This is a genomic window from Bartonella australis AUST/NH1, from assembly GCF_000341355.1.
Lineage (GTDB): Bacteria > Pseudomonadota > Alphaproteobacteria > Rhizobiales > Rhizobiaceae > Bartonella > Bartonella australis.
This window is the reverse complement of the sequence record NC_020300.1, coordinates 646,322-664,360: the sequence shown is the minus strand read 5'-3', so window position 1 is coordinate 664,360 and position 18,039 is coordinate 646,322. Positions and strand designations below refer to the sequence as shown.

The following is an 18,039-nucleotide window of genomic DNA, read 5'->3' as shown; positions in this document are numbered from 1 at the left end:
CGCACCACTTCAAGTGCGCCCCTCTGATTTATCATTCCGCTATATCAGATGGTGCCTGTTTTGCAATAAATTCACGTACATCATCAAGCTCTACATTAAGGCCAAGCGAACGCATTTCTTTCACCAAAACATTAAAGCTTTCGGGTATTCCTGCTTCAAACGTATCATCACCACGCACAATTGCCTCATAAACTTTCGTTCGACCAGCTACATCGTCTGATTTAACCGTTAACATCTCCTGTAAAGTGTACGCAGCACCGTAAGCTTCAAGCGCCCAAACCTCCATCTCGCCAAAACGCTGGCCGCCGAATTGCGCTTTACCACCTAATGGTTGCTGCGTAACAAGCGAATAAGGCCCTATCGAACGGGCATGTATCTTGTCATCAACAAGGTGGTGCAATTTAAGCATATAAATATAACCCACTGTTACTGGGCGATCAAAAGGCTCTCCGGTACGACCATCATAAAGTACGACTTGCCCTGAACTATCCAAATCTGCGTCTTCCAACATCATGTTAATATCGGCTTCGTGAGCTCCATCAAAAACAGGCGTTGCGACAGAAACACCCTTCCTCATTTGAAGCGCTAATTTAAAAAGGCTCTCATTATCATATTGGCGCACTGGCTCATTGCGATCATTGTCAGGAATAAGATTTTCGATACGCTGACGCAAAGGAAGTATATCCCCAGTTTCTTGATAAAAATTCACTAAATCGCCTATCTTTTTGCCCATATTCGCACACGCCCAACCAAGGTGTGTTTCAAGAATCTGACCAACATTCATACGGCTAGGCACACCCAACGGATTCAGCACAATGTCGGCGTGTGTTCCGTCTTCAAGGAACGGCATATCTTCAACTGGAAGAATACGCGATACGACGCCCTTATTACCGTGACGCCCCGCCATTTTATCACCAGGTTGAATCTTACGCTTCACAGCCACAAAAACTTTTACCATCTTCATGACACCAGGTGGTAACTCGTCGCCTCTTTGGACCTTCTCAACCTTATCCATAAAGCGACGCTGCAAAGCCTCTTTAGAATCATCATATTGCCTACGTAAAGCCTCAATTTCATTTTGAAGCTTCTCGTCCTCAACGAAAAACTGCCACCACTGCGACCGTGGGTAATGCCCCATTACTGTACTATCAAGATTCTTGCCCTTTAAGAACCCTTTCGGACCTTTTACAGCAAATTTGCCCTTCAGCATATCCGCGAGGCGCGCATAAACATTTCGGTCAAGAATCGACTGCTCGTCATCGCGGTCTTTAGCCAAACGTTCAATTTCTTCACGCTCAATCGCCATTGCGCGCTCATCTTTTTCCACACCGTGGCGGTTAAAAACACGAACTTCTACAACCGTCCCGAAAGTCCCGGGAGGCATCCTCATAGAAGTATCACGAACATCTGAAGCTTTTTCACCAAAAATCGCACGCAAAAGCTTTTCTTCCGGCGTCATAGGACTTTCGCCCTTCGGTGTTATTTTGCCAACCAAAATATCCCCTGGTTGAACTTCGGCACCGATATAGACAATACCAGCTTCATCGAGATTCCTTAATGCCTCTTCTGCAACATTAGGAATATCACGGGTGATCTCTTCTGGCCCAAGCTTTGTATCACGCGCAGCAACTTCAAATTCTTCTATATGAATTGAAGTAAATACATCATCTGCAACAATACGCTCAGAAAGCAAAATAGAGTCTTCGTAATTATAACCATTCCAGGGCATAAACGCCACCAAAACATTCCTGCCAAGAGCTAAATCACCAAGGTCAGTTGACGGACCATCAGCAATGATATCACCTTTTTCTATCCGATCACCAACACGCACGAGAGGACGCTGATTAATACAAGTGGACTGATTGGAACGTTGAAACTTTTGTAAACGATAAATATCCACACCAGATTTTGATGGATCTAAATCCTCTGTCGCACGAATAACAATACGTGTAGCGTCGACTTGATCAACAATGCCACTACGTTTTGCACCGATAGCAGCTCCCGAATCACGAGCAACTATCGACTCCATACCTGTACCAACAAACGGCGCCTCAGCGCGTACAAGCGGAACTGCCTGACGCTGCATATTTGACCCCATCAAAGCGCGGTTCGCGTCATCATTTTCCAAAAATGGAATAAGAGCGGCAGCCACAGAAACCAACTGCTTTGGCGAAACATCCATCAAATCTACATGATCACGTGGAGCCATCAAAACTTCACCTGCATGCCGACAAACTACAAATTCTTCCGTAAAACGCCCTTCTACATCTAACGAAGAATTAGCCTGAGCCACATAATGCTTAGATTCTTCCATAGCAGAAAGATAAATAACTTCCGTCGTCACTTTACCATCGACAATTTTGCGATAGGGGCTTTCAATAAAACCATATTTATTAACCCGCGCAAATGTGGCTAAAGAATTAATCAGACCAATATTCGGACCCTCCGGCGTTTCGATTGGGCAAATACGACCGTAATGCGTAGGATGCACATCGCGCACCTCAAAACCTGCACGTTCACGAGTTAAACCACCTGGACCAAGAGCGGAAAGACGGCGCTTATGAGTAATCTCCGACAAAGGATTAGTCTGATCCATAAATTGCGACAATTGCGAAGACCCAAAAAATTCACGAACTGCCGCGGCAGCCGGCTTCGCGTTAATTAAATCTTGGGGCATAACAGTGTCAATTTCGACTGATGACATGCGTTCTTTTATCGCACGCTCCATACGAAGCAGACCAATTCGATATTGATTTTCCATCAATTCCCCGACCGACCGGACACGGCGATTACCGAGATTGTCGATATCATCAATCTCTCCACGACCATCGCGCAATTCAACCAGCATCTTAACGACAGCAAGAATATCTTCTTGACGTAAGACACGAACCGTATCTGGACAATCAAGCCCCATACGTAAATTCATCTTAACACGTCCGACAGCTGAAAGATCATAACGCTCAGAATCAAAAAACAATGAATGAAACATGGCTTCCGCCGTATCCATCGTCGGAGGCTCACCTGGACGCATCACCCGATAAATATCAAAGAGTGCGTCCTGTCGGCTTTCATTTTTGTCTGTTTTTAAGGTATTGCGTATGTACGCACCAATATTCATGTGATCAATATCAAGAATATTAATTTGATCTGCACTAACTTCAAACAAAATCTTTAACGCTTTTTCGTCAAGTTCGTCACCAGCTTCAAGATAAATCTCACCTGTTTGATAATTAACAACATCTTCAGCGAGGTAAGAACCTAATAAATCATCTTCACTGACTCTAATTGCTTTCAAACCTTTTTCTGCCAAAAGTTTTGCAGCACGAACTGTCAGCTTTTTACCGGCTTCAAAAACTACCTCGCCCGTATCTGCGTCTATAAGGTCAGAAACCAATTTTACCCCTTTAAAACGGTCGATAGAATAAGGGATACGCCATCCATTATCGGTCCGCTCATAAGTAATCTTGTTGTAAAATGTTGATAAAATATCCGATGCATCCATACCCAACGCCATCAAAAGGCTGGTAACTGGAATTTTGCGCCGCCGATCAATACGAGCATAAACAATATCTTTCGCATCAAACTCAATATCAAGCCAAGAACCACGATAAGGAATTACGCGAGCTGCGAAAAGAAACTTCCCTGATGAGTGAGATTTTCCTTTATCGTGATCAAAAAAGACACCTGGAGAGCGGTGCATTTGTGAAACTATAACGCGCTCTGTACCATTGACGATAAAAGTACCATTACTCGTCATTAAAGGCATATCGCCCATATAAACGCCTTGCTCTTTGATATCTTTGATATCTTTTGAACCAGTATCCTCATCAATATCAAATACAATCAGACGCAATATCACTTTTAATGGCGCCGCGTAAGTCAAATCACGCTGACGGCATTCTTCAACATCAAATTTTGGCGAATCAAATTCGTAACGAACAAATTCGAGCATGGCTGTTCCGGCGAAATCCGAGATAGGAAACACCAATTTAAAAACAGCCTGTAAGCCTTCGTCCGGACGCCCACCTTCGGGCTCATTAACCATAAGGAATTGATCGTATGAAGCTTTCTGAACCTCGATAAGATTTGGCATCTCCGCTACTTCGGGGATTTTTCCAAAAAACTTGCGTACGCGCTTACGACCATTGAATTGAGACATCATCGTTAGGGTCTGAGCCATCGTCGTTCCTTGATCTTTACTATCCAAGGCACACTAAACCTTGAAAGTTTTATGTCATTAATCTGCGCATGCAGACCAGTTTACTTAACGCCCTATAATGAGCGTTACTTACCCCACATATCTAACAACAAATCACCCACTCATTAATTTCTGCTGTTAGAATACTCACGGATCAAATCGCCTATGGCTATCGAACCGTTAAAGAAAGAGCTTTATCGACAAAGCTCTTCTTTGGAGAGATAAAATCGGTGAACGTGAACGCCCACCGATTAAATTAAACCTACTTAAGTTCGACTTTAGCGCCAGCTGCTTCAAGCTGAGCTTTAATTTTTTCTGCTTCATCCTTAGAAACCCCCTCTTTAAGAGGCTTAGGTGCTCCTTCAACTAAGTCTTTCGCTTCTTTAAGACCAAGACCTGTGAGAGCACGAACTTCTTTAATGACGTTGATTTTTTGAGCGCCGCTATCAACGAGAATGACGTCAAATTCAGTCTTTTCTTCAGCAGCTGGCGCAGCTGCACCGCCAACAGCTGCAACCGCTACAGGAGCAGCAGCCGAAACGCCCCATTTTTCTTCAAGCAATTTTGAAAGCTCTGCTGCTTCCAAAACAGTAAGATTAGAAAGGTCTTCTACGATCTTTGCTAGATCAGCCATTTTAAAATTCCTTCAATTAAAAGGTTTGCATCATTATTTAAATTTATCCAAAAAACAGATAATTACCAAAATTTCTCTGTATACGCGAATACGAAACGGCTTCAAGCCGCTTTCCCTTCCTGAGCATACGCACCGACAACACGAGCAACCTGGCTAGCAGGCGCGGTGATGACTTGGGCGATGCGAGTCGCAGGAGTAGAAATTGTGCCTAAAAGCTTCGCGCGCAACTCATTTAATGAAGGCAATGAAGCTAAAAACTTCACAGCATCAACATTCAAACTCGTTGCGCCCATCGCACCACCAAGGATGACCAATTTGTCGTTGATTTTTGCGAAATCAACAGAAACTTTTGGCGCCGTAATTGGGTCTTTTGAATAAGCAATAAGCGTCTGCCCAGTAAACAGATCCGTCATAAACTCAGCTTCTGTGCCCTGAAGAGCGATTTTGGCAAGGCGATTTTTAGCAACTTTAACAGCGCCGCCAACTTCACCCATCCTCGAACGAAGATCGTTCATCTGCGAAACTGTCAAACCGGAATAATGTGCAACAACAACAGAACCAGACTCTTGAAAAGCTTTATTAAGCCACGTGACGAATTCACGTTTTTCTGCTCTATTCACTGTCTCTCTCCACTTAACAGACTTGCTAAAACAAACCTGTTGATTACCTTTGATGGCATGAAAATATCTCATGCTACCGACGAGGATCCTGCCCCCTTTTTCACGCATAAACGATCAAAGGTAACCCTGGCTCAAACCTTTTAAGTCTAATAACTCCAAAGCTCTCACCCCAGTCTCATGCAGGCTTTTTTCTAATTAAGATACCCAAAGTACCACCCACAATCTCGGACAGGACATTCCGGAATTTCTTCCGGTATGACCTGAGCTTAATAAAGCTCAGATGAACAAGTGCTGAAAAAAACCAACACCCCGAATACACTTTCAATAATTACGTATCCCACAAAAAAAACAACAAGCCTTCCCCCTCACTACTCTGAGCGAACTGTCGTAGGGTCAACTTTAATCCCAACACCCATAGTCGAAGAAACCGCAACGCGCCTGATATACTCGCCTTTTGCTCCTTGTGGCTTAGCTTTAATAACCGCATCAGCAAAAGCTTTTATATTTTCTACTATCTTCTCAACATCAAAAGAAGCCTTACCGATACCAGCGTGCACGATACCAGCTTTCTCAACACGGAACTCAACGGCACCCCCTTTAGAAGCTTTAACAGCACCGGCAATATCAGATGTTACAGTACCAACCTTCGGATTAGGCATTAAGCTTCGTGGACCAAGAATTTTACCCAGACGACCAACAAGCGGCATCATATCTGGTGTTGCAATACAACGGTCAAAATTAATTACTCCACCATTAATGCTCTCAAATAAATCTTCCGCACCAACAATATCTGCACCCGCAGCCTTAGCTTCTTCAGCTTTGTTAGCGCGCGCAAAAACGGCGACACGAACATTCCGCCCTGATCCATTCGGTAAATAAGCAACACCGCGAACCATTTGATCCGCATGACGAGGATCAACACCTAAATTCATCGAAACCTCTATTGTCTCATCAAATTTAGCAATTGCACGCTCTTTAACCATTAAAACGGCATTCATTAAGGCATAAAGCTCATCAAAATCAACACCTTCTCGGATTTTTTTTATTCTTTTTACTACTTTTGCCATAACATCAGCCCACAACTTCTAAACCCATAGAGCGAGCAGAACCTTCGATCATACGCGCCGCCGCTTCAACATCATTCGCATTAAGATCCTTCATCTTCACTTGCGCAATTGAATAGATTTTATCGCGAGAAATGGTCCCCGCAGACATTTTGCCCGGCTCCTTTGAGCCAGACTTTAAATTTGCTTCTTTTTTTAAGAAAAATGAAGCAGGAGGCGTCTTCAAAGAAAATGTAAAAGACTTATCTTGATAATAAGTAATGATAACTGGAATCGGAGCACCTTTTTCCATTTCCTGCGTAGCCGCATTAAACGCTTTGCAGAACTCCATGATATTAATACCACGCTGACCGAGAGCGGGGCCAATCGGAGGAGAAGGAGTAGCCGCCCCTGCCGGAACCTGTAACTTTAACTGACCTATACTTTTTTTTGCCATAAGAACCTGCCTTTAATTTATACCAACACGCCGATAATTCGCCGTGCCAAATACGCGCTGCAGCTGCGTGGTCTGGATCATTAGGCCGGCAAAAACCATTAAATCACCTCCCACTTTTTACCAAAAGCGATCAAAAACCGCCTCCGACTCCGATCAAAGTTTTTCAACTTGACCAAATTCCAAATCAACGGGCGTAGGACGCCCAAAAATCAATACCTCAACCTTAAGACGAGAGCGCTCTTCTTCAACTTCCTGAACAACACCATTAAATGAAACAAAAGGACCGTCAGCCACACGGACCTGCTCGCCAACTTCAAACGACACAGAAGATTTTGGAGAATCAACGCCCTCTTGAACCTGCTTAAGAATTTGCTCTGCTTCACGGTCAGAAATAGGGACAGGTCGTGAATCCGAACCTAAAAAACCTGTCACTTTAGGAGTATTTTTAATAAGATGGTAGACCTCATCCGTTAACTCAGCACAGATAAGCACATAACCAGGAAAAAATTTACGCTCGGAATCAACCCTGCGGCCCCGACGAACTTCAACAACGCGCTCCGTCGGAACAAAAATTTTTTCAAATAAATGGTCAAGCCCTTTTTGCTTCGCTTCCTTATCGATGGCCTCCGCCACCTTTTTTTCGAAATTCGAATACGCCTGAACAATATACCACCGAGCAGCCACAGTCACACTTCCTTGCACCATCAACCAAAAAGATATCTTAGGAGATCAATACCCTGCCACACACAAAAATTTACAATCTGATCTGCAACAAAAAAGAAGGCCGAAGCAAACGCCGTCACAACCAGCACCATAACGGTGGAGACCACCGTTTCACGACGAGTAGGCCACTTTACCTTGGCCGCTTCCGCATGAACCTGTTTCAAAAAAGTAATCGGATTGGTTTTAGACGCCATCGGTCACACTATATTCTTTCCAGACTCACTATAAATCGCACACAAAACGGACAACGAAAAACGCGAAGGACTTACCACAAACCCTGCGCAATTTCCTCATTTTTATTCAATACCGATTCACATACAAAAAAACAAGCCCTATACAAAAAAAAGCGGAGAAGGTAGTTTAAATCTACCTCCTTAATTAAATACGCAAACAAAAACAACAACTCCCTGGCAGGGGCAGCAGGGCTTGAACCCGCGACCTGCGGTTTTGGAGACCGCCGCTCTACCAACTGAGCTATACCCCTAACTTTTGAAAATCTCCTGAAGAGATATATCTTAATTATTTCCTCTACTCAATGATCTTAGAAACGATTCCTGCTCCGACGGTGCGACCGCCTTCACGGATTGCAAAGCGGAGCTTTTCTTCCATCGCAATCGGAACGATCAAAGAAACATCCATTGCAACATTATCACCTGGCATAACCATCTCTGTACCTTCAGGAAGAGTAACAATCCCCGTCACATCCGTAGTACGGAAATAAAATTGCGGGCGATAATTAGTGAAAAACGGAGTATGACGACCCCCTTCATCCTTCGTCAAAATATATGCTTCAGCTTTAAACTTAGTGTGCGGTGTAACAGAACCGGGCTTCGCCAAAACCTGACCACGTTCAATCCCTTCACGATCAACACCACGAAGCAATGCGCCAATATTATCACCTGCCTGCCCTTGATCCAGAAGCTTGCGGAACATCTCAACCCCTGTAACCGTCGTTTTAGAAGTTGGGCGTATGCCGATGATCTCTATTTCTTCACCAACTTTAATAAGCCCACGCTCGACTCGACCTGTAACAACTGTCCCACGGCCCGAAATTGAAAAAACATCCTCTATCGGCATCAAAAATGGCTGATCAACCGGACGCTCAGGTGTTGGTATATAATTATCAACCTCACTCATCAAAAGACGGACCGCGTCTTCACCAATGGCTTTATTTGTATCCTCAAGAGCAGCCAAAGCGGACCCCTTAACAATAGGAATTTCATCGCCAGGAAAATCATACTTCGAAAGAAGCTCCCGAACCTCAAGCTCAACTAACTCCAAAAGCTCAGCGTCGTCAACTTGATCAACTTTATTCAAGAACACGACAATCGCCGGAACCCCAACCTGACGCGCCAAAAGAATATGCTCCCGTGTTTGAGGCATTGGACCATCAGAAGCCGAAACAACCAAAATGGCACCATCCATCTGCGCGGCTCCTGTGATCATATTTTTAACATAATCTGCGTGCCCAGGACAATCAACGTGTGCGTAATGACGTTTCTCTGTTTCATACTCAACATGCGCCGTAGAAATAGTAATCCCGCGAGCACGTTCCTCAGGTGCTGCATCAATTTGATCATACGCTTTAAATTCGCCAAAATATTTCGTAATTGCCGCTGTCAATGAGGTCTTACCGTGGTCAACGTGACCAATCGTACCTATATTAACGTGCGGCTTCGTGCGTTCAAATTTGCTCTTTGCCATAGCCATTAATCTCTTATTTTTGTTAACGCCCATAAAACAGGCATGAAGAACTAAACCCAACCGGCCTAATACATCAGTCCGGTTACCACAATCATTAATCGGATACACCCACTCAATTTATGACGGAAGAACGCCCTGACTATGCTCACTTCCCTTATTATTCAGATCGTCTGGAGCGGGTAGCGGGAATCGAACCCGCATATTCAGCTTGGAAGGCTGCTGCTCTACCATTGAGCTATACCCGCCTATCGCACATTTACTCTCCACATCCGGCGAATGGTGGAGGGGGTTGGATTCGAACCAACGTAGCATACGCAACGGATTTACAGTCCGCCCCCTTTAACCACTCGGGCACCCCTCCATTACACCTTGTAGAGTCATGCTGTGAGGCATCACTACAGCCACCTCCGACTATCTAATAAACCGAAGCCGACCGCGAGGCGGTTATGACGATTAGTATCGTATCTGTCAACAAAATAAATACAATCTTGTACAAATTTCCTGCTGATAAATTCAGATTCAATATTTTTTGTCTACATTTTCTATAAACACGCTATAAGAAAATCATGAAAGAAAAAACATCTAAAAATTCTCATTACACACGTCACACACACCTTTGTCGTCGATATTACGATAAAAAAGGCTCTGCTTCTTTGCCTTCACAACGCATACAAAAAGGGAAAACCCCGTCGATACAAGGAACTTTCCACCTTTACGGTATTCATTCTGTTAATGCGGCTTTAAAAAACCCCAACAGAATTTTGAAGGCCCTCTATATCACACCAAACGCCTTGAAACGATTAAATATAGTCGAATCAGATTTACCTTGCCCTGTAAAACAATGCTCACCTAAACAGCTTGATATTCTCGTTGGAAGCGGCGCAGTTCACCAGGGTATCGTTCTAGAAACAGAACCTCTCAAACCACGCCGTCTATCTGAACTTACAAATACAAATCTTGTTGTTATAATGGATCAAATTACTGATCCACACAATGTCGGAGCCATTATGCGCTCTGCAATTGCATTTAAAGCCGGAGCATTAATAGCGACTAATCGCCATTCACCACGAGAAAGCGGAGTACTTGCTAAAGCCGCTTCCGGAGCCCTAGAACTTATTGATTATATTATCGTCCAAAATCTTTCTGAAGCACTCCAAGAACTCTCTGAGGTGGGTTTTACGAGCTTTGGACTAGATTCAGAAGCCCAATTATCTTTAGAAAAAACGTTAACAGGTGAAAAAATCGCTCTTATTTTAGGGGCAGAAGGTAGAGGTTTGCGACAAAAAACACGAAAAACAGTCCATGCATTAGTGCACCTTGATATACCTGGAGATATTAAATCACTAAATGTCTCGAATGCTGCGACAATTGCGCTCTACGCGACTCATAAATATCTTAGATTATGATTTTCAATTTACGCAATAAAGTATCAAAAAAGCCGATCAATAAAAAACCCGAAATAAACCCGCCAACATGGGCCTCCCATGCTATTAAAGCCCCCTCTTCTCCGAATAGAGGCGGGAGCGTGGCTGTGATAAAATTAACGATAAGCCACGCACTGATATAAACAGGCACAGTCCTCGAACAGAGCGCTTTTCTGATAGGTTGTAAAGAGCCCACTCCCCCTCCACTCTGTTTATCGAAACTAAAATAACCATGAGAAAAATCATAACGTGCGACAGCGCCCATCATTCCCGAAATCGCCCCCGATGCCCCGACAAGTGGCATCAAACTATCTTGATGAAACGCAAAATAAGTCAGCGCAGAAATAACCGCCGTAAACACCCAAAAAAATAAAAAAAGTAAAGTGCCAAAACGCTTCGCTAAAGGAGACCCAAAAGCCAAAAGCCAAACCATATTAATAGCGATGTGTCCAAAACTACCATGCACAAACGAATAGCTAACAGCGGTGTAAAAAAATGCTGAGGGATCATCTTTAAAAAACGCCGGGATAAATGAAAAAAACACAAAGCTTTTAGCGTATAGCTGACTCGAAAAAAAATACCACGGGATAAAATAAATAATGAAACAGAACATTATTAAAATGACTACGACAGGCGGAGCATTTAACAGAGGTTCCTTAGACTGTGGCAACGACGATAAAGCGCCGTTATGTCGAGAATTCATATCTTTCATTGTTCATAAAATCTCGCACTATTTACAACAAAATTAAATGCACTGGACGGTCTACCCAAAAATCATTACGGCTGGGGGTTATGAGGGCCTCGCTTGCAACCCTTCAACCACACATCATAAATAGGGTGCTCTACTGCATTCAAACCAGGGCTATCTGCGAACATCCACCCTGTAAAAATACGCCGTGCTTCCTCCCCAAGCGTTATCTCATTAACTTCAACAAAAACACTGGCGCGGGCAGGCTCATCCTCAGAGCCTGTGTAACACGCCCGAGGTGTCACCTGAAAAGCACCATATTGATAAACTTCGCCAATATAAACTTCAAAACGAGTGATCCGCCCAGTAATTTTATCAAGACCTGAAAAAACAACAATACCGTTGCTAACACGCTGAGCCTGAACGCCGCAAACCGAAGATAAGGCCGTCATAGCCCCTAGTAAACAGACGCAAAAAAAACGCCCCAACCCCGACAGTAAAACAAAATTCATGATATAAACCGATATACCTAAAAAGAAACTTTAAACACGCACCGTAAAAAATAAAGGGCAAAATGTATATGCCCATAGAAACAGTTTATTTTTCAGGCGACCACGCATCATAATCTTCATGCACACCGGAACGCTCACCATCGTAGGCAATAGCTCCCTTCGGCCGATAAGCCCCGCTTGTTCCTGTCATATTTGCGATATGGGGCTTCTCCCACTTGTAAGGCCGATAACCCTCTTCTGGAGGGGGTGTATCATAACGGTGATGAATCCAACCATGCCAACCCGGCGGGATAGTAGAAGCCTCTGAATAACCTTTATAAATTACCCAGCGACGCGGATAACCATCCTTATGGTAACCGCCCTCATAATAAACATTACCAAACTGGTCTTCTCCTACACGTCTACCCTTGCGCCACGTGAAAAAGCGCACACCGACAGTATTACCATTCCACCACGTAAAAATTTGCTTAAAAAAACCGGCCATTTTTTACTTCACTTCTTTGGCACACCTAAGAGACCAACCGCTGAAACCAAATTTGATTATGATACCCAACGCTATCAAAGGCAAGAAATTTATCGATAAACCCAGTTTTGATCTCATCTACACAACACGCGAAGGACTCCTAATTCGCCCCAATATAATAAATATCGTACTTGCAGTCTTTTTTCCGCCCTATGATGTTAATCTATGCTAAGTTTTTTCTTAATCAATTCATTGACAGTTTGAGGGTTCGCCTTACCCCCTGTTGCTTTCATAACCTGCCCGACGAACCAACCAACTAAAGCGGGTTTTTCTTTCGCTCGAGCGACTTTATCAGGATTATCTGCAATAACCGAATCAACAGCCTTTTCAATAATCCCTGTGTCAGTCACCTGCTTCATATTGCGCTTTTCCACAATTTGACGAGGATCCCCCCCTTCATTCCAAACAATCTCAAACAAATCTTTGGCAATTTTCCCTGAAATGGTCCCTTCTTTGATAAGATCAATAATCGCTCCTAATTGACCTGGTGTAACTGCTATATCCTCGATTTCACGATTATCTTTATTTAAAGCACCCAAAAGATCGTTGATTACCCAATTAGCGGCTATTTTTTCATCGCGCCCACGTGCTACTTCTTCAAAATAGCCGGCAACCGCTCTTTCCGTTACAAGAACAGAAGCATCATACGCAGCCAATCCCATTTCATTAATAAAACGGGCTTTTATACTGTCAGGCAATTCTGGCAATTCTGAGATTAAAGAATCCACAAATGCCTGATCAAGCTCCAATGGCAAAAGATCAGGATCGGGGAAATAGCGATAGTCGTATGCTTCCTCCTTTGAACGCATAGATCGCGTTTCACCTTTAGCAGAATCAAAAAGCCGGGTTTCTTTATTTATCACACCGCCATCTTCTAAAATTGCGATCTGACGGCGCGCTTCATATTCAACCGCTTGACCAATAAAGCGAATGGAGTTAACGTTTTTGACCTCGCAACGGGTCCCAAAAGCCTCTCCAGGACGGCGAACCGATATATTTACGTCTGCGCGCATAGAGCCTTCATCCATATTGCCGTCGCAGGTTCCTAAATAACGAACAATCGTACGCAATTTTGTCATATAAGCTTTAGCTTCGTCTGATGAGCGTATATCTGGCTTAGAAACAATTTCCATAAGAGCTACACCAGAACGATTAAGATCCACGAAAGACATTGTTGGGTGCTGATCGTGCATAGATTTCCCCGCATCTTGCTCGAGATGCAACCTCTCAATCCCAATTTCAACGTCCTCAAATTGGCCATTAAAGTCTGGCCCTACTGATATAGCAACCTTTCCTTCACCTACAATCGGATATCGAAATTGTGAAATTTGATACCCTTGTGGTAAATCTGGATAAAAATAATTTTTACGATCAAAGACAGATCTTAGATTAATTTTCGCCTTTAATCCTAAACCAGTTCGAATAGCCTGGCGAACACATTCGCGATTAATAACAGGCAACATACCAGGCATAGCTGCGTCAATAAGTGACACATGATCGTTCGGTTCGGCACCAAACTTGGTTGACGCACCTGAAAAAAGTTTTGAATCTGATATAATTTGCGCATGAACTTCCATGCCAATAACAACTTCCCAATCGCCTGTAGTTCCAGAAATAAAACGTCTAGGATCAGGAGCACGAGTATCGGTGATTTCCATTGCCAACCCACCATCAATATTTCGAAAACGCACTCACTGGCTAATCTAAAATAGCCATAAGTGCAAGCCTAGAATACAAGCGAAAAAAAAGCCCACGCCCACTGAAGCTGTCCTATCGGCGCGAAAATTAATCTTTTTTGGGCGTTTTCTTTTTGGCCGGAGCCTTTTTTACATCCTTCTTTTTTACTGCTGATTTTTTCTTAGGAGCTTTGTTTTCAGTTGAATCTGATTCATCATATTCTTTCATTAACTCTGCAACTGTCACTTTCTTATCTGTTATTTCCACTTGCGCTAGCAAATAATCAATGACTTTTTCTTCAAAAATCGGTGCGCGAAGATTCGCAACAGCCTCTGGTGTACGACGGAAAAAATCCATAACTTCTTTTTCTTGACCAGGATACTGACGAACCTGTTCCAGAACCGCAGCCTGTAATTCATCATCACTTATTTTCACACCAGCTTTTGTTCCGATCTCAGAAAGTACTAAACCAAGACGAACACGGCGCTGCGCGAGCTTGCGGTATTCCTCCCTTGCCTCCCCTTCTGTTGTATTCTCGTCTTCAAAGCTACTACCGATCTTCTTCAAATCGTCGTTAATCTGGGCCCATATATTGTTGAATTCAATATCTAAAAGGCATTCAGGAATTTCAAAGCTATAGTCAGCATCTAAAGCGTCGAGAATTTGGCGTTTGATCTTTTGACGTGTCACTAGGCCATACTGACTCCCAATCTGCTCGCGAACAACTTCACGTAAATGATCAAGAGATTCCAAGCCAACTTTTTTAGCTGCTTCATCGTCAATCTTCAACTCATCAGGTTTGGACACAGCCTTAACAGTGACATCAAACTCTGCATCCTTGCCAGCCAAATGAGCAGCGCTATAATCATCAGGGAATTTGACAGAAATTACCGCCGTATCGCCCACTTTCACGCCGATTAACTGCTCTTCAAAACCGGGAATAAACTGCTTCGAACCAAGAACTAATTGCGCGTCATTATCTGCTCCGCCGTCAAATGGAATACCGTTAATCTTACCTAAATAATCGATCGTAAGGCGGTCACCTTCTTCGGAAAGACCGCCTTTTTCCGAATAATTACGGGCAGATGCTAGGATGCGCTCTATTTGCTCACCAATTTCCTGTTCAGGAACATCAGCAATTTCACGGACAATCTTAATATTGTCAAAATTTTTAATTTCGAAGCTTGGCAAAACTTCATATTTTAAACTGAAAATAAGATCAACTTGACCATCTAAAATCTTTTCACTTTCCTTGACATCGACCTGCGGCTGCATTGCTGAGCGCTCGTTGCGTTCAGCCAGAATAGATTGAGAAGAACCGCTGATAATCTCATTCAAAATTTCAGCCATAAAAGACTTGCCGTACATTTTTCGTAAATAGCTAGAAGGCACTTTACCAGGTCGAAAGCCATTAAGCTTGATCTTACTCTTAGTATCATCCAACCGTTTATTTAATTTTATCTCTAAATCTTTCGCCGGAACTACGATCTCAATTTCGCGCTTCAGCCCTTCATTAAGCGTCTCGGTAACCTGCATCGAATAACCTTCATTATTTCTGGGGGGGTGGATAAATCTACCCCGGTAATAATTATGCCCTAACATTTAATGTCGGGTTCACATAAAACGGACTTTAGCACATACGAGAATCCGTGATATTTTTAAAAACTTTTGGTGCGGACGGAGGGACTCGAACCCCCACAGTTTCCCGCCAGAACCTAAATCTGGTGCGTCTACCAATTTCGCCACGTCCGCTCAGAGCCTGTAAGCTAGAAACCTCACATAAGCGGCGTTTCTATACCACTCAATTCCACTCAATTAAAGAAAAAAAGCGAGTAAATATATTTTTAACGACCTCCTGACGAATTATAAACGTAAAATTCGTGCTTTTCAGAGAGTGACGTTTTCGCTAAAAGTGAAGCATGTTAAATGAATTAAATACTCCGATTCATATTATCGGCGGCGGACTTGCAGGAAGCGAAGCGAGCTGGCAAATCGCTCAATCGGGGATTCCCGTTATTTTATATGAAATGCGGCCGGAAAAAAAATCCGACGCTCATAAAACGAAAAAGCTTGCGGAGCTTGTTTGTTCAAATTCTTTCCGTTCAGATGATTCGTCAGCGAATGCTGTGGGACTTCTGCATGCCGAAATGCGATTAGCAGAATCGTTGATTATGAAAGCTGCAGACGCTAATAAAGTACCCGCCGGAAGCGCGCTCGCTGTTGACCGCGATAGATTTTCCCAAACTGTTACGGAAGCGCTTGAAAATCATCCCCTCATAACTATAAAACGCGAAGAAGTCCGGGATTTCCCTGAAAATTGGCGAAACGTTATTGTCGCAACCGGTCCCCTTACTTCATCGACGCTTACTCAAGCGATACAAGTAATCACAGGCACAAAAGCGCTTTCTTTTTTTGATGCCATTGCGCCCATTATTCACACCGATAGTATTAATATGGATATTTGTTGGTACCAATCTCGCTACGACAAAATCGGCCCCGAGGGAACTGGAAAAGATTATCTTAATTGCCCTCTTAATAAACAACAATACGAGTCATTCGTCCAAGCATTGAGGAGCGGGGAAAAAACGGAATTTCGTGAATTCGAAAGCACTCCCTATTTTGATGGATGCCTACCAATCGAAATTATGGCCGAACGCGGTTTCGAAACCCTGAGATATGGCCCTATGAAACCTACGGGGCTCACTAATGCTCATAACCCTGCGGTTAAAGCCTATGCCGTCGTGCAACTGCGTCAAGACAACCAGCTTGGTACCCTTTATAACATGGTCGGCTTTCAAACAAAGCTAAAATACGGTGAACAAATTCGCATTTTCAGAACGATCCCTGGTCTCGAACAAGCAGAATTTGCACGTTTTGGTGGAATGCATCGCAATACCTATCTCAATTCACCGATTATTCTTGATAAAACTCTCCGTTTAAAACAAAAGCCTCAATTACGTTTTGCTGGACAAATCACGGGCTGCGAGGGCTACGTGGAATCATCTGCGATAGGACTCCTAGCTGGACGTTTTGCTGCCGCTGAATATAACCGTACTCGCCCTTCATTGCCCCCACTAACAACCGCATTTGGAGCTCTTTTGAACCATATTACCGGCGGACATATTGTTACTGAAGAAGCAGGAGGGCAATCATTCCAGCCGATGAATATTAATTTCGGCCTTTTCCCACCTATCGACTTTACTGATCATCTAAAACAACGCTTATCAAGCAAAGAGAGGAAGCTAGCAAAAAAACAAGCTATAACCGCCCGAGCTTTAAATGACTGTATTCAGTGGTTAAAAAATGGGAAACGAAATGATCCCAAAACCGATCATTACCCTTGATTTTGAAAAATACTCATTGATCCTTTTTAGGGACTATCAAGAAGCTCGATCCGCTTCTTTACAAAAATTAAAGAACTTATTCTGCTTTACAACATTTGCTATCTCTTTGAGATAGAATGAAGATTATATTAAATGATAAATTTAATAACTTCCCCTGTCTTAGTTATAACGTCGCAAACGAAAAGCCTCCCAGCAAATTTGTTTACCGGCAGTCTAAATTCTTAAAACACCAAGTCAATCTTTGTGTCCCTGAGATAACGATACTAACGCCCCTACACCCAGCCTACTACCACCAAAATAGCCCAGAGGTACTAAAGATATCTCAAACTCCGGTGCATAATTACGGAAAATGGCAAAGAAAATACCCTGATTGACCGTAAATCCCACCACCCCGATCACGAACTACAGATTTCAGCTGCGTAAATCGACTACCGCGCGCTTTGAGCCTAACCGACATCGCAAGACGCGATTCACAACGAACGTCCATCGCCA

At 43.3% G+C, this 18,039-nt stretch carries 15 protein-coding genes and 4 tRNA genes; 2 read left to right on the top strand and 17 right to left on the bottom strand.

Translation table 11 applies throughout. The features are described from left to right. Positions 1 to 31: 31 nt before the first annotated feature. From rpoB to BANH1_RS02750, 11 genes are all read right to left on the bottom strand, one after another. A complete protein-coding gene (gene rpoB / locus BANH1_RS02800) occupies positions 32 to 4,180 on the bottom strand; it encodes a DNA-directed RNA polymerase subunit beta (protein ID WP_015397916.1) in 4,149 nt (1,382 codons plus the stop codon). Positions 4,181 to 4,460: 280 nt separating this feature from the next. Further along, entirely contained in the window at positions 4,461 to 4,832 is a 372-nt protein-coding gene (rplL, locus tag BANH1_RS02795; protein ID WP_015397915.1) for a 50S ribosomal protein L7/L12, read from the bottom strand. A gap of 101 nt (positions 4,833 to 4,933) precedes the next feature. Next, complete coding sequence (gene rplJ / locus BANH1_RS02790) at positions 4,934 to 5,452, bottom strand: 50S ribosomal protein L10 (RefSeq protein WP_015397914.1); 519 nt, start codon at positions 5,450 to 5,452, stop codon at positions 4,934 to 4,936. 368 nt (positions 5,453 to 5,820) lie between these two features. Next, complete coding sequence (gene rplA, locus BANH1_RS02785; protein WP_015397913.1) at positions 5,821 to 6,519, bottom strand: 50S ribosomal protein L1; 699 nt, start codon at positions 6,517 to 6,519, stop codon at positions 5,821 to 5,823. Between the two features lie 4 nt (positions 6,520 to 6,523). Beyond that, positions 6,524 to 6,952, bottom strand: coding sequence for a 50S ribosomal protein L11 (gene rplK, locus BANH1_RS02780; protein ID WP_015397912.1), 429 nt, complete (start codon positions 6,950 to 6,952; stop codon positions 6,524 to 6,526). 153 nt (positions 6,953 to 7,105) lie between these two features. Continuing rightward, on the bottom strand, positions 7,106 to 7,636 hold the full coding sequence (nusG, locus tag BANH1_RS02775) for a transcription termination/antitermination protein NusG (protein WP_015397911.1): 531 nt from the start codon (positions 7,634 to 7,636) through the stop codon (positions 7,106 to 7,108). Between the two features lie 20 nt (positions 7,637 to 7,656). Then, entirely contained in the window at positions 7,657 to 7,869 is a 213-nt protein-coding gene (gene secE, locus BANH1_RS02770; protein ID WP_015397910.1) for a preprotein translocase subunit SecE, read from the bottom strand. A 214-nt stretch (positions 7,870 to 8,083) separates the two neighbouring features. Next, positions 8,084 to 8,159, bottom strand: a tRNA-Trp gene (locus BANH1_RS02765). Positions 8,160 to 8,203: 44 nt separating this feature from the next. After that, positions 8,204 to 9,379: an elongation factor Tu gene (gene tuf, locus BANH1_RS02760; protein WP_015397909.1), complete on the bottom strand. Its 1,176-nt coding sequence runs from the start codon at positions 9,377 to 9,379 to the stop codon at positions 8,204 to 8,206. A 171-nt stretch (positions 9,380 to 9,550) separates the two neighbouring features. Then, a tRNA-Gly gene (locus BANH1_RS02755) sits at positions 9,551 to 9,624 on the bottom strand. A gap of 32 nt (positions 9,625 to 9,656) precedes the next feature. Then, a tRNA-Tyr gene (locus BANH1_RS02750) sits at positions 9,657 to 9,740 on the bottom strand. Positions 9,741 to 9,945: 205 nt separating this feature from the next. On the opposite strand from BANH1_RS02750, the gene BANH1_RS02745 reads away from it, so the two are divergent. Continuing rightward, on the top strand, positions 9,946 to 10,785 hold the full coding sequence (locus BANH1_RS02745) for a TrmH family RNA methyltransferase (RefSeq protein WP_015397908.1): 840 nt from the start codon (positions 9,946 to 9,948) through the stop codon (positions 10,783 to 10,785). Here BANH1_RS02745 and BANH1_RS02740 read toward each other — a convergent pair. The 6 genes from BANH1_RS02740 to BANH1_RS02715 all read right to left on the bottom strand — a co-directional run bounded on the left by BANH1_RS02740 (position 10,775) and on the right by BANH1_RS02715 (position 15,955). Continuing rightward, a complete protein-coding gene (locus BANH1_RS02740; RefSeq protein WP_015397907.1) occupies positions 10,775 to 11,515 on the bottom strand; it encodes a rhomboid family intramembrane serine protease in 741 nt (246 codons plus the stop codon). The two genes, BANH1_RS02745 and BANH1_RS02740, sit on opposite strands and share 11 nt — an antisense overlap. Before the next feature lie 65 nt (positions 11,516 to 11,580). Next, positions 11,581 to 12,003, bottom strand: a complete 423-nt coding sequence (locus tag BANH1_RS02735) for a DUF2155 domain-containing protein (RefSeq protein ID WP_015397906.1) — start codon at positions 12,001 to 12,003, stop codon at positions 11,581 to 11,583. A gap of 85 nt (positions 12,004 to 12,088) precedes the next feature. After that, positions 12,089 to 12,487, bottom strand: coding sequence for an NADH:ubiquinone oxidoreductase subunit NDUFA12 (locus BANH1_RS02730; protein ID WP_015397905.1), 399 nt, complete (start codon positions 12,485 to 12,487; stop codon positions 12,089 to 12,091). A 197-nt stretch (positions 12,488 to 12,684) separates the two neighbouring features. After that, entirely contained in the window at positions 12,685 to 14,184 is a 1,500-nt protein-coding gene (gene gatB / locus BANH1_RS02725) for an Asp-tRNA(Asn)/Glu-tRNA(Gln) amidotransferase subunit GatB (protein ID WP_015397904.1), read from the bottom strand. 127 nt (positions 14,185 to 14,311) lie between these two features. Next, on the bottom strand, positions 14,312 to 15,739 hold the full coding sequence (gene tig / locus BANH1_RS02720) for a trigger factor (RefSeq protein WP_015397903.1): 1,428 nt from the start codon (positions 15,737 to 15,739) through the stop codon (positions 14,312 to 14,314). Between the two features lie 133 nt (positions 15,740 to 15,872). Then, positions 15,873 to 15,955, bottom strand: a tRNA-Leu gene (locus BANH1_RS02715). A 167-nt stretch (positions 15,956 to 16,122) separates the two neighbouring features. Here BANH1_RS02715 and trmFO point away from each other — a divergent pair. Next, a complete protein-coding gene (gene trmFO / locus BANH1_RS02710) occupies positions 16,123 to 17,547 on the top strand; it encodes a methylenetetrahydrofolate--tRNA-(uracil(54)-C(5))-methyltransferase (FADH(2)-oxidizing) TrmFO (RefSeq protein ID WP_015397902.1) in 1,425 nt (474 codons plus the stop codon). Positions 17,548 to 18,039 lie beyond the last annotated feature (492 nt).